General features: G+C 74.9%; 13 protein-coding genes. 3 read left to right on the top strand and 10 right to left on the bottom strand.

Annotated elements, in window-relative coordinates:
* Nucleotides 1–266: 266 nt before the first annotated feature.
* From ACH9D3_RS07505 to ACH9D3_RS07485, 5 genes are all read right to left on the bottom strand, one after another.
* A complete protein-coding gene (locus tag ACH9D3_RS07505) occupies nt 267–1,181 on the bottom strand; it encodes an FAD:protein FMN transferase (protein WP_396410455.1) in 915 nt (304 codons plus the stop codon).
* Between the two features lie 113 nt (nt 1,182–1,294).
* The gene (locus tag ACH9D3_RS07500) at nt 1,295–2,233 is read right to left on the bottom strand and encodes a glycerophosphodiester phosphodiesterase family protein (protein WP_396410454.1); all 939 of its coding nucleotides are present in this window, start codon (nt 2,231–2,233) and stop codon (nt 1,295–1,297) included.
* A gap of 171 nt (nt 2,234–2,404) precedes the next feature.
* A complete protein-coding gene (locus tag ACH9D3_RS07495) occupies nt 2,405–3,220 on the bottom strand; it encodes a di- and tripeptidase (RefSeq protein ID WP_396398582.1) in 816 nt (271 codons plus the stop codon).
* Between the two features lie 103 nt (nt 3,221–3,323).
* A complete protein-coding gene (locus ACH9D3_RS07490; protein ID WP_396398583.1) occupies nt 3,324–4,298 on the bottom strand; it encodes an acyl-CoA thioesterase in 975 nt (324 codons plus the stop codon).
* Between the two features lie 4 nt (nt 4,299–4,302).
* Nucleotides 4,303–6,252, bottom strand: coding sequence for a pyruvate kinase (locus tag ACH9D3_RS07485; protein ID WP_396410453.1), 1,950 nt, complete (start codon nt 6,250–6,252; stop codon nt 4,303–4,305).
* 165 nt (nt 6,253–6,417) lie between these two features.
* On the opposite strand from ACH9D3_RS07485, the gene ACH9D3_RS07480 reads away from it, so the two are divergent.
* Complete coding sequence (locus tag ACH9D3_RS07480) at nt 6,418–7,032, top strand: cyclodeaminase/cyclohydrolase family protein (protein ID WP_396410452.1); 615 nt, start codon at nt 6,418–6,420, stop codon at nt 7,030–7,032.
* Nucleotides 7,033–7,068: 36 nt separating this feature from the next.
* On the opposite strand, the gene ACH9D3_RS07475 is transcribed toward ACH9D3_RS07480, so the two are convergent.
* On the bottom strand, nt 7,069–8,598 hold the full coding sequence (locus tag ACH9D3_RS07475; protein WP_396410451.1) for a DHA2 family efflux MFS transporter permease subunit: 1,530 nt from the start codon (nt 8,596–8,598) through the stop codon (nt 7,069–7,071).
* Nucleotides 8,599–8,691: 93 nt separating this feature from the next.
* Between ACH9D3_RS07475 and ACH9D3_RS07470 the strand changes: the two genes are divergently transcribed.
* Both ACH9D3_RS07470 and ACH9D3_RS07465 read left to right on the top strand, forming a co-directional pair.
* Nucleotides 8,692–9,462 carry a fused MFS/spermidine synthase gene (locus ACH9D3_RS07470; RefSeq protein WP_396410450.1) on the top strand — a complete coding sequence of 257 codons (771 nt, stop codon included), beginning with the start codon at nt 8,692–8,694 and terminating at the stop codon, nt 9,460–9,462.
* 33 nt (nt 9,463–9,495) lie between these two features.
* Nucleotides 9,496–9,945 carry a DUF779 domain-containing protein gene (locus ACH9D3_RS07465; protein ID WP_396410449.1) on the top strand — a complete coding sequence of 150 codons (450 nt, stop codon included), beginning with the start codon at nt 9,496–9,498 and terminating at the stop codon, nt 9,943–9,945.
* On the opposite strand, the gene ACH9D3_RS07460 is transcribed toward ACH9D3_RS07465, so the two are convergent.
* The 4 genes from ACH9D3_RS07460 to ACH9D3_RS07445 form a co-directional block, all read right to left on the bottom strand.
* The gene (locus ACH9D3_RS07460; RefSeq protein ID WP_396410448.1) at nt 9,905–10,309 is read right to left on the bottom strand and encodes a hypothetical protein; all 405 of its coding nucleotides are present in this window, start codon (nt 10,307–10,309) and stop codon (nt 9,905–9,907) included. The two genes, ACH9D3_RS07465 and ACH9D3_RS07460, sit on opposite strands and share 41 nt — an antisense overlap.
* Nucleotides 10,299–11,258: a cation diffusion facilitator family transporter gene (locus tag ACH9D3_RS07455; protein WP_396410447.1), complete on the bottom strand. Its 960-nt coding sequence runs from the start codon at nt 11,256–11,258 to the stop codon at nt 10,299–10,301. Before ACH9D3_RS07455 ends, ACH9D3_RS07460 begins: the two co-directional genes overlap by 11 nt.
* A 68-nt stretch (nt 11,259–11,326) precedes the next feature.
* The gene (locus ACH9D3_RS07450) at nt 11,327–11,665 is read right to left on the bottom strand and encodes an acylphosphatase (RefSeq protein WP_396410446.1); all 339 of its coding nucleotides are present in this window, start codon (nt 11,663–11,665) and stop codon (nt 11,327–11,329) included.
* Nucleotides 11,662–12,144: a pyridoxamine 5'-phosphate oxidase family protein gene (locus ACH9D3_RS07445; RefSeq protein WP_396410445.1), complete on the bottom strand. Its 483-nt coding sequence runs from the start codon at nt 12,142–12,144 to the stop codon at nt 11,662–11,664. The genes ACH9D3_RS07450 and ACH9D3_RS07445 overlap by 4 nt, the downstream gene beginning before the upstream one ends.
* Nucleotides 12,145–12,311 lie beyond the last annotated feature (167 nt).

Below are 12,311 nucleotides of genomic sequence, written 5' to 3'. Positions count from 1 at the left end.
CGGGGCGACGCCGACCGCACGGTCGGTTTTCAGTGGCAAAGATCACAGTTCGGCATCTCGCTCAACGAGACGTTCTCGACTGCAATCGCGGCGATCTTGCGTCCGCGTCCGGCACTGCCGGCCGCACGCGCGGCGCCCGCGGGCCGACGGGGAGCCACCACCGGACGACGGGCGGCCGGGCAGCACCGGTGCCGCAGAAAGTTCCCGTGTTACCTTTCGTGAACCTCCGGGGGGAGCGCTCCGGCACCCGCGAGGCCCGGCGCCGTTCAGGCGGGCGTGCGACCCGCCCGCACCGGCCAGCCCGGCGTCCTGAGCCGCCGCCGGAGGGTGCTGCCGGGCCGGGTGCCCGCGAACTCGCCGTCGGCCCCGCACGCCGCGACCCACCCGGGGGCCTCCCGGCCCAGCACGTGCGCCGCACGGGCGTAGGCCTGCGCCTCCACCGCACTCCGTGCGGCGACGACCACCCGGTCCCACGGGCTTACGACGGCGGCGCCGGTCACGGGGTTGACCAGGTCTCTTGCGGGCCCCTCCAGCACGGCCAAACCGCGGTGTCCGCGACCGACGAGGCCCACCAGGACCCCGGCGTCCGTGCCGGGGCCCGCCCCCCACGACGGTCCCGGCACCGGTCCCGGCGGCGCCGACCCGACGAGGGCGGCGGCCGCGGCGGCCGGGCCGCCCACGGCGAACGCCCCGCCCACCTCGGCGACCAGCGCCTGCCCGGGGAACGACTCCGCGAAGACCTGGACCGTCCGGTCCGCGGCCCAGGCGTCGGCGACCGGGGCGAGGTCCAGCACGGTGCCACGTCCCATGCGCAGGCGGCGGGTGCACGGGTCCAGCGCGATCCGGCCGATCCCGGGGGCCGGGAGCGGGGTGAGGCCGTCCTGGGCCCGCCAGGCCGACGCACCGGTGGTGGGGTCGGCGAGACCGCTGGTGAGGCGGGCGGCGAGCAGTGCCGCGGCGACGATCCCGGCGAGGACGGGGCCGACGACCACGTCGACGTCGTCGTGCTCCGCGAACCGGTTCAGCAGGGACAGCTCCGAGTCGATGCGCTCGGGCGAGACGGCCCCCGAGACCTCGCGGCGCACGCGCTCGGCGATCCGTCCGGCCTCGGCCTGCAGGTCCGGGGCGGGGGCGCGGACGGCGTCGGCGCGCGGTGCACCGGGCGGGATCGGGGTGGGCATGACCGCCTCCTGGCGGTGGGGGAGGGCGCGGGACGGTGCCGTCGGGGAACGACGGACAGGTGCTGACGAGCATACGCGCGCCCGAGGCCGCCGGGCGGAGGCGTGACCCCTCGTTACCGGACCGTCGCCGCGGCGGACCGGGACCGGCACGGACCGGACCCCCGCGCACGCACCGGGACCCCGGCCGCCGCCCCGGGCGAACCGGCCCAGCGCAGCACGTCGGCCGGCCGGTTCGTGGTGAGCTGCTGGACGCCGAGCGCGCGGCACAGGTCCACGTCCCGCGCGGTGTCGACCGTCCAGACCCGCAGCACGCGCCCCTCGGCCCGCCACTGCCGCACCAGCTCCGGGCGGGCCCGGACGAAGTCCAGGCCCGGGCCCACCAGCTCCACGAGACCGGCCGAGATCACGGGCAGCGCCGGTGGCACCACGAAGCGCATGCCCGCGTGGAGCACGGCCGCGGTGGCGGGGCGCACGCGCAGGCTGTCCCGGACCGTGCGACGGGTCGTGGTCTCCACCAGCTGGCACACGTGCCGGGCGGGCACGGTCTCCAGGACGTGCCGGACGGCGTCGGGGTGGAAGCTCATCAGCGAGACCGTGACGTCGTCCAGCCGCCCGGTCTCGGGGTCCCAGCCCTCCCGCATCAGCAGACCCAGCACCTCCTCCTCGAGCCGGTGGCCGAACGGACTGGGGTGCTTCGTCTCCACGGCCAGGCCCACGGGCCGGCCCGCGTCCCGGAGCAGGTCCAGCAGCTCGGGCAGGGTCAGCAGCTGACGGTCGGGCGCCCCGTGGTGCGCCGGGATGCGCACCCCCTTCCAGGAGGTCCAGTCGAGGCGCCGCAGCTCGGCCAGCGTGCGGGAGGAGACGGGCCCCCGGCCGTCGCTCGTGCGCCCCAGCTGGGCGTCGTGGTGCAGGACGAGGTGGCCGTCGCGGCTGAGGTGCACGTCGCACTCCACGCCGTCGGCGCCGTCCAGCAGCGCCTGCACGTAGGCGGCCCGGGTGTGCTCCGGGAAAGCCGCGCTGGCCCCCCGGTGGGCGTAGACGATCGGCCGCACGGCGCTCTCCCGGCTGTCGGTCGGGGCCCTGCGGGCCCCGCTCGCCACCAGGCTAGGGAGACGCGGTGAACGGGGGGCCACGCCCCGGCGGACCGGCCGTGAACGACGACGACGCCCCGCGGGGTGCGGGGCGTCGTCGTGCGGCGGGCGTCACGAGGACGCGGCGCGGGGCTACTTCTCGCCGGTGATCTCGCCGTGGGCGGTGGAGGCCCGGTCGGCCGTCCGGTCCCGCTCGCCGCCCCGGTCCGCCTCGTCGAACCGCGGGGCCCGCTCCTGGAGGTCGAGTTCCGCGGGGAACGTCGTGGGCAGCGGCCCGAACGCCTCGTGGGTCGCGGAGACCACCTGCTTGGACATGGCCAGGTTCGCGCCCCCGCCGACGATCGCGCCCACGCCGAACGGCAGGGCACGGCCGAACACGGCTCCGGTCTGCTTGAGCAGGAAGCGCTTGACGAACATGTTGCGGACGACGCGGCCGACGTCGAAGGCCTTGGAGTCGTCCTTGCCCATCATCAGCCCCCAGGACGAGACCATGCCCTTGCCCCGGGTGCCGCTGGCGAGGATCTGGTTCATGACCTGCCGGCCGTCCTCCCCGAGCATGAGGGCCATCACCATGGTGCGCGTCCTGTCGGGGTCCTCGGTGTGCACCCCGTGCAGCTCGGCGACCGCCTGGGCGTAGAGCGCGGTGGCCTCGAGGTAGCCGACCACCGCGACGGAGGAGAGCCCGAGGGAGGCGACGGTGCCGATGCCGGGGACGACCGCCGTGGCGCCGACGGCCCCGCCGCTCAGCGTCACCGACCGGACGTAGATCTTCTCGAGCCGCTCGGCGATCTGCTCGGGCGTCTCGTCCGGGTGCTCCTCGCGCACCTTCTTGACGAAGCCCAGGACCGCCGGACGCTGCACGCGCAGCACGGTGTCGAGGAGCTTGTTCGTGGCGGGCTTGGGCTTGCCCTCGTCGTCGAACGCGTTGTTGAGGGGGTTCAGGTCCATGGCGTGCTCTCCTTGTGGGGTGCCGGGCCGGTTTCTGGGGCCACTATATGCACAGCAGGCTGATCAGGGTCCGGGATTCGCCGACGGCGGAGGATGCGCCGGGTCAGTTCCCGGGCAGCCGGGACACGGTGGGGTCGACCCGCTGGAAGGAGTCCGGGAACTCGGCGCGCAGCCGGACCAGCTCGCGGGCGAACGCGTCCAGGTCCCGGTCCTCCTGGCTGACCGGCTGCCACTGCCGGGCCGGCAGGGCGTGCCCCTGGTCGTCGAGGGCGACCATGACCATGAGGCAGTTCGTCGTCAGCGCGAGCTCACCGGTGGCAGGATCCCCGGACCAGCAGTTGACGGACACGTGCAGGCCGCGGGCCGCCGTGTGGATGAGCCGCGCGCGCACCTCGACGAGGTGACCGATGTGCATGGGCCGGTAAAACCGGACGCCGCCGGCGTAGACGGCGATCACCGGGCGGCCCGCCCAGCGGGCCCCGCACACGTACGCGGCCTCGTCGATCCAGCGCATGGCCGTCCCGCCGTGCACCTTCCCGCCCCAGTTGATGTCCGTGGGGGCGGCGAGGAAGCGCAGCGCGGTCTCCTCGGCCGTGCCCTCGTCGGTGTACGTCTGGCGGGCCATCAGCTCCTCGATGCTGTTGCGCAGCTCGATCCGCCGCTGCGTGGCCGCCGACTGCTGCCGCTCGTACTCGGTCTCGGGCGCCCACCGCGGGACGGGGGTGGGACGCCCGTCCCCGTCCACGGCCACCATGATGATCAGGCACGAGTCCTTGAGCGTCACCCCGTGCTCGCGGGGATCGGCGGAGGCCACCTCCACCCGGATGTGCATCGACGACCGGCCGGTGTGCACGATGCTCGCGGAGACCTCCACCATGTCCCCCACGCTCACCGGGCGGTCGAAGTGGATGTTGCCCACGTAGGCCGTCACGCAGTAGGCCCGGGACCAGCCCACGGCGCAGGCGTACGCGGCCTTGTCGATCCACTCGAGGACCCGCCCGCCGTCCACGGTGCCGGTGCGCCCGGCGTCGGTGGGGGCGGCGAGGAAGCGGAGGACTGCGGTGTCGCGGGCGGCCATGCTCCTAGTGTGGCACGGGCGGTTCTCCGTGCGGCGCCCACGCGTTGAGCCGGCGGAGCATGTCCGACTTCTTGCGGGCGTGGCCCTCCATCCGCACGAGGATGTCGTCGAGGGCCTCGATCGCGTCCACCACGAACGGGCCCTTGTTGAGCATCACGCACTCGGCGCGCTGGCCCATCGCGGCGTCCGTGACCTCGGCGCGGGAGGGCAGGCCCTTCTTGGCGAGGGACTCGAGGACCTGGGTGGCCCAGACGACCGGGACGTGCCCCGCCTCGCACAGCCACAGGATCTCCTCCTGCACCTCGGCCAGCCGCTCGAACCCGGTCTCGACCGCGAGGTCCCCGCGGGCGATCATCACGCCCACGTCCTGCCACCGCATGGCTTCCAGGAGCATGTCGGGCAGCGCCTCGAACCCGCCCGCGGTCTCGATCTTGAGGGTGATGTCGAGGGCGGTGTTCCCGATCCGCTCGAGCTCCCGCAGCAGGTCCGCCACGTCCTGCCGGGATCGCACGAAGGACATGTCCACGACGTCCGCGTGCTCGGCGACGAACGGCAGGTGCGAGCGGTCCTCGTCCGTGAGCGCGGAGACGCGCAGGTCCGTCTCGGGCAGGTTGATGCCCTTCCCGGCCTTGAGCCTGGTGCCGTCGGCACCGGCCTGGAGCACCTCCAGCCGGATCTCGTCGGGCTCCACCGAGGCGATCCGGCAGCGGATCTTCCCGTCGTCGAACCACGCCGCCTGTCCCGCGCGCGCGTCGGTGAACACCTCGGGCAGCGAGCAGCCGATCCGGTGGGGGCCCTCGGCGCGGACCGGGGCGGGCGTCAGGTCACGGGTCAGCACGACCGTGTCCCCCGTGCGCACGCGCAGGGACTGCTCGACGGCGGGCAGCTCGCCGAGGACGCCCTCCGTGCCGTCCTCGGCCCGGACGGCCAGGCCGGTCGCGAAGTACACGGTCTTGGAGCACTCGACCAGCACCCCGGGCCCGGTGGCCTCGAGCACCCGCAGCGTCCGCCCGGAGCCGCGGGCGTCCTTGAGCCGCAGCCTCTCCCCCGGCATGCGGGCCGCGGTCCAGGCGGGACCGGTCACGGGGACGGCCGGTGCGTCGTCGTCCACCGCGGGATCCGCCTCGCCCAGCCACAGGCGGGCGGGGGCGGTGACCCGGCCGCTGCTGTCCCGGACGGGCTTGATCTTCTCGACCTGCGGGCCCGGCTCGATGGGCCCGGTGCGCAGCTTCGGTCCCGCGAGGTCCATGGCCACGCGGACCTCCCGGCCCAGCGACCGCTCGGCCGCGCGGACGTGCCCGATCATGGCCTCCCACTGCTCGGGGCCGTCGTGCGCGCAGTTGACCCGGGCCACGTCCATCCCGGCGCGGACCATGTCCTCGACGAGCCGGGGGTCGTCGGCGGCCTCCGAGGGGAAGGTGACCATGATCCGGGTGCTGCGGGACTCCCCGCCGGGGCCGAGCAGCGCGGCGGTGTTGCGGCGCAGGACCTCCGCGCCGGGAAGGTCGGGCCCGTCCGGCTCGACGCCGGGAAGGTCCGCGCCGGGGAGGTCCGCGCCGGGGAGCTCGACGTCCTCGGCCGGCCGCCCGGCGAGCACCCGCAGGGTCTCCAGGACGGCGGCCAGGTGGCTCATCACTCCCGCCTCCATCCGGCCGAGCGAGGAGACGCCCAGGGCGCTCAGGTCGCGCTGCAGGTCCCGGACGTCCTCGCTGCGCACCGCCACGTAGTCCACGAGGTTCAGCGCGGACGGGCGGTGGCGCGGGTTCACCCGCTCGAGCTGGGGCACGGCCGCCCGACGGGCCCGGACGACCCCGTCGACCAGGGCCTGGACCCGGTCGAGCAGCTCCGCGGCGCGCTCCTGCCGGCCGGTGGTCGCCGTCATGCCGTGCTCCTTCCCGTTCCCGCCGCCGGGGTGCACCCGGTCGCGGCGGTCGTCGGCCTGCTGGCCTCCCATGATCCTCCTCGTCCGTCCCGCTGTCAGTGCCGAGCGTGGCCGACGCGGACGAACAGCCGGTGAACGCGGGGCGGCGGGGGGCCCGGGCGGCTAGGCTCGTGCGCACGCGTCCGCCGCGCCTCCCGCGGGGCGGACAGGACGTCCCGCCACCGGAAGGAAACGCCGTTGATCAGCTCGGAGAACATCAGGGCCTACGTGGAGCGCATGGCCTCGGACGAGCCCGCCCCCGGCGGCGGGGCCGCGGGCGCCCTCCAGGCCGCGCTCGGCGCGGCCCTGCTGGCGATGTCCGCCCGCTACTCCACGGGCGCCGAGCACGCGGCGGAGGCGGGTCGCGCGGCGGACCGCGCCGAGGAGCTGATCCCGCGCGCGCTGGGTCTGGCCGACGCCGACGCCGAGGCCTTCGGCGCGCTCTCCGCCGCCTACGCCCTGCCGAAGGACTCGGACCAGGAGAAGGCCGAGCGCTCGCAGGCGGTCCAGGAGGCCACCGTGGGCGCGGCGCAGCCCCCGCGCGAGCTGATCCGGGTGGGCACCGAGGTCGTCGGGCTCGCGCGCGAGCTGACCGGGTGGTGCAACCCCAACGTCCTCAGCGACGTGGCCGCGGCGTCCGAGGCGGCCCGTGCCGCCGTCGCCACGGGCATGGTCACGCTCGAGATCAACGTCCGCTCCCTGAAGGACGCCGCGGTCCGGGAGGAGCTGCGCACGGAGCTGGCCCGCGGTGAGCAGGCCGTCGAGGACGCGGCGGAGCTCACCGGGCGGATCCGCGAGCGCGTGCAGCGCTGACGGCCGGCCCGGCGGACCGTCCGGCCCCGGGCGGCGTCAGCCGGCGGGAACCGTGCTGGTGGCCGGCTCCGGGGCGGCGGCGGGGCGCCGCACGCCGAAGGAGCCGGCGACGGCCAGCAGCGAGATGATGCCGCCGCACAGGAAGGCGCTGCGCACCCCCGCCTCGGTGGCCTGGAAATCCGAGGCCCCGGAGGCCGCGGCGCCGGCGGCCCCGAGGGTCAGCACGGTGACGAACAGGGCCGTCCCCGCGGCCCCCGCCACCTGCTGCAGGGTGCCCACCACGGCGGAGCCGTGCGAGTACAGCCGCGTCGGCAGGGAGCCCAGGCCCGCGGTGAACAGCGGGGTGAACATCAGGGCCAGTCCCGTGCTGAGCACCACGTGGGCGAGCAGCACCATCGGGACGGGGGTGGCCCCCGAGGTGGAGGCGAGGTACCACAGGGACGCGCTCAGCAGGACCGAGCCCGGCACGAGCAGCACGGTGGGACCCGAACGGTCGTAGACCCGCCCCACGAAGGGGGCGAGCAGTCCCATCACGAGACCGCCGGGCAGCAGCAGCAGGCCCGTGCCCAGGGGGTCGAGGCCGTGCACGGTCTGCAGGTAGATGGGCAGGACGATCAGCGTGCCGAAGAGCGCCATCATGCTGACGGCGAGCACGGCCGTGGACATCGTGAACACCCGGGAGCGGAAGGTCCGCAGGTCCAGCAGGGCGCGGTCCGCGCGCTGCAGCCGTGTCTGGCGACGCACGAACACGACCAGCGCGGCCACGCCCAGCGCGAGGGGCACCCACGCGGGGACCGCGGCCTCCCCGCCCTCGCCGAACGTGCTCAGGCCGTAGACGAGGCCGCCGAAGCCCAGGGCCGAGAGCGCCACCGAGACCACGTCCAGCGGCGCCGGGCGGGGCTCGGTGACGTTCTGCATCCGCCACGCACCCAGCAGCAGGGAGCCCACCGCGATCGGCAGCACCAGGATGAACATCCACCGCCACTCGAGCACGCTGAGGATGACGCCCGAGATGGTGGGCCCCACGGCGGGAGCGACCGAGATGACGATGGAGATGTTGCCCATGACCCGCCCGCGCCCGGCCGGCGGCACGAGGGTCAGCACCGTGGTCATCAGCAGCGGCATCATGATGGCGGTGCCGCAGGCCTGCACCACCCGCCCCGCGAGCAGCGTCCCGAACCCGGGGGCGGCCGCACAGACCAGGGTGCCGAGGCTGAACAGGGTCATGGCGGTCAGGAACACGGGCCGGGTGTGCAGGCGCTGGAGCAGGAACCCCGTCACCGGGATGACCACGGCCATGGTGAGCATGTAGGCGGTGGTCAGCCACTGTCCGGCGACCGCCGTGACGGAGAGGTCGGTCATGAGGCGGGGCAGCGCCACGCCCATGATCGTCTCGTTGAGGATCACCACGAACGTGGAGACCAGCAGCAGCCCGATGACCAGGCGGTTGCGGGCGGAGTGGTCGGGGTCCGTGCCGGCGGCGGGGCCGCCGGTGCCGGGGACCCCGGCGGAGGGTGCGGGAGCGGGGACCGGAGTGGTCTCGGACACGGGGACGTCGGGCGTCATGGGCAGGGGCATCCTTCGGGAAGCAGCAGTGATCTCCCGGTAGAGCCGTCCCGCACCCCGCTTCATTCCCGTCCGGGAAGTGACAATGGGCTCATGCGCAGATATCTCAAGGACGCCGGCGTGCACGCCGAGATCACCCCGGACGGGTTCACCGAGGGCGGGTACGTGCTGTCCATCGGCGGGGCGGAGCAGTCGCACGTGGACCTCGCCCGCCCCGGGGAGATCTTCTACGAGTACCTGCGGCGGATCGGCGGCGTCGTCGACGTCGTGGCGGAGCCGGGCGCGCCGGTCACCGCGGTCCACCTGGGCGCCGGGGCCCTGACGCTCGCCCGGTACGTGGCCGCGACCCGCCCCGGCTCCGTGCAGGTCGCCGTGGAGCTCGAGCGGGAGCTGCCGGCGTTCGTGCTCGAGGCGCTGCCCCTGCCCGCGGGCGCGGACGTGCGGGTCGTGGTCGGCGACGCCCGGGCGGCCCTGCCGGACGTCGTCGCCCCCGGCACCGCGGACCTCGTGGTCCTCGACGTCTTCTCGGGCCGGGACGCCCCGGCCCACCTCACGGAGTCCTCCTTCTACGCCGAGGCCGCCGAGCTGCTGGCGCCCGGCGGGGTGCTGGTGGTCAACGTGGGCGACGACCCCGGGCTGGCGTTCTTCGCCGCCCAGGCGCGGGGGATGCGGGCGGCGCTCGCCGACGTGTGGTGCCTGGCCGAGGAGCGGCTGCTGACGGGCCGCTATCCGGGCAACCTGGTCCTCGTGGGCGGGCGCCGCGCCCTGCCCCGGGAGTGGGCGGACGCCTTCGCCGCGGCCGGACCGCACCCGGCGGGCGTGCTGGACGGTCTCGGCCTGGAGGAACTGCTGGCCCGCCTGTAGCGTGGATCACACCGCCGAGCCGAGGAGCGCGCCGTGAGCACCGCCGAGAACACGACAGACAGCAGCACCGGGAGCACCACCACCCTGGAGTCCGCCCCCGCCGTCGAGGGCGAGACGTTCTCCCGCGTGGCCCTGACGCCGGCCGCCGTGGCGCTGCTCGGGACCCTGCGGGAGCGGCACGGGCGGCTGATGTTCCACCAGTCCGGCGGGTGCTGCGACGGCTCCGCCCCGATGTGCTACCCGGCCGGGGACTTCCTCACCGGTCCCGCGGACGTGCTCCTGGGCGTCTTCGCCCTGCCCGGGGACCCGTCCACGGCCGAGCTCGAGTTCTGGATGTCCCGGGAGCAGTTCGAGTACTGGAGGCACACCCTGCTCACGGTGGACGTGGTGGAGGGCCGCGGGTCCGGGTTCTCGGTGGAGGCGCCGGAGGGCAGGCGCTTCCTCATCCGCTCGGCCCTCCTGCGGGACCCGGCGGGTTCCTGAGCCGGCCCTGCTCGTCGAAGGACGGGCCCCGGTCGTGGACCGGGAACGTGGTGAAGGCCGGGACCTCGTAGGGGTGGGCCCCGGCCATCGCCCGCAGCACGCGCTCGCGCTCGGCCGCGGGGTAGAGCGTCTCGATGCGGACCTCGTCGACCTCCGCCGGCATCCCGACCTCCCCGATCGCGGGCTGCGCCCCGGGCAGCGGCGTGAAGCGGCCGGTGCCGCGGCTCACGAACGCGGTGTGGGAGTAGTGGCCGGCGCGTCCGGCCCCGGCGTCGCCCAGGGCCTGCAGGACCTGCTCGGCGTGGGTGACGGGGACGAACACGACCAGGCAGTGGGTCCCGGTGTCCGCGGGATCAGGTGTCATGGGGCGTGCACACCCCCGGCTCGACGTGGTCGGCGGGCTCCAGCTGGATCGTGGAGTGCTGGACGGACACCGGGAAGTGCTCGGCCACGCACCGTTGGATCCGGCCCAGCGCCTCGGCCGAGCCGCCGGAGTAGAAGTACTCCTCCTCGAGCACCACGTGGGCGGTCAGCACGGGCAGGTCCGAGGAGATCCGGGTCGCGTGCAGGTCGTGGACCTCCACGACGTGCGGCAGCCCGAGGATGTGCCCGCGGATCTCGTCGACGTCGAGTCCCGGGGGCACGCTCTCCATGAGCACGGACAGGGACTCCAGGAGCAGCCGGACGGTGCGGGGCACGATGAGCGCCCCGATGAGCAGGGCGACGACGGCGTCCGCCTGCACCCAGCCGGTGAGGGTGATGACCACGGCGGCGGCGATCACCGCGACCGATCCCAGGGCGTCGTTGAGCACCTCGAGCATCGCCGCGCGCAGGTTCAGGCTGGAGCGGCGGCCGCCGAAGAGCACGGCCATCGCCACGAGGTTGCCCGCGAGTCCCAGCACGCCGAAGACGAGCATCTCGGCCGAGGCCACCGGGTGCGGTTCGACGAACCGGCGGACGCCCTCGACGAGGACGAACAGTCCCACGGCCAGCAGCACCCCGGCCTGCAGGGCCGCGGCCACGATCTCCGCGCGCCGCCAGCCCCACGTGCGCCGGGCGCTCGGCGGGCGCAGGCTCAGGTGCGCGGCGACCAGCGCGAGCAGCAGCCCGCCCGCGTCGGTGAGCACGTGGGCGGTGTCGACGAGCAGGGCCAGGGACCCGGTCCACAGGGCGCCGACCAGTTGGACGACGAACAGCGCCGCGGTGATCCCGAAGGCGGTGGCGATCCGCCACCGGTCGGTCCCGGGACCGGCGTGCGCGTGGTCGTGGCCGTGCCCCGCGCGCCCGCGGTTCCCGGCGTGGTCGTCAGCCATGCCTCCATCGTAGGACGCGGACCCGGCACGGGCCCGCGGTCACGGGCGCGCGGTCACGGAGGCGCGGATCAACCGGTGCCGAAGCCGCTGAACTCCCCGGTGGCGGGGCCGTAGTGGGAGTCCACCTTCATGACGGCCCCGGGGGTGCCGCCGCCGTTGAGGGCCTTGAGCAGGTCCCGCACGGCGTGCCGGGGTCCCTCGGCGACCACCCCCACGGTGCCGTCCGCGTTGTTGACCGCCGAGCCGCGCAGGCCCAGCTGCTCGGCCCGGTGGGCGGTCCACCAGCGGAACCCGACGCCCTGCACGGAGCCGTGCACCACCGCGGTCAGGCGCAGCGTCTCGTCGAGGTCCAGCCGCTCGGCGTCCCGGCCCTCGGACGCCCCCTCGTGGATCGGCGGCAGGCTCACAGGTCCACCACCCTGGACTCGCCGAGGTCGACCTGTTCACCGGTCGCCTGCGCCTTCGCCCAGCGCAGCGCGGTGGCGACCGTCCCGGGGCCGCGCCAGTGCTCGGCGGTCTCCGTCCGCACGCGCAGCACCACCAGGCCGGGCGTGGCGGGCCCGTCCGGGTAGTAGGCCTTCAGCGCGTCCGACCACAGCCCCTCGATCACCTGGGGGTCATCGACCACCTCGGCGGCGCCGGAGATCGAGACCCACTCGTGGTCCCCCACGAAGGCGACGTTGACGGCGTCGTTGACCGCCACGTCCCGGACCGAGGAGGTGTCCCGGCTGGTGAAGAAGTTGAGGTCCTCCCCCGGGGCGACGTCGACCACGGTCATGGGGCGGCTGACGAGCTTGCCGGTGGCCTCCCGGGTGCCGAGCATGCCGACCCGGGTGCGGTTCACGAACTCGACGATGTGCTGGATGTCATCCTGGTGCGTGCTCATGTGGTCAGACTAGGGAACGACCGTCCCCCGTGGCACGGCCGGGGCCCGGGAATTCGTCGTGGGCGCAACCGTTGCTGCATGTCCGGGGCCGGGACGGCACCCGGGCGGACCGGCGGACGGGGTGCACGAGGCCGGACGCCGCCGGACCGGCCGGGACCGACGAGGGG

This window comes from Kocuria kalidii (assembly GCF_044462225.1).
GTDB lineage: Bacteria > Actinomycetota > Actinomycetes > Actinomycetales > Micrococcaceae > Kocuria > Kocuria kalidii.
Note: the sequence above shows the minus strand (reverse complement) of the source record. Positions and strands in the feature narration are given on the sequence as shown.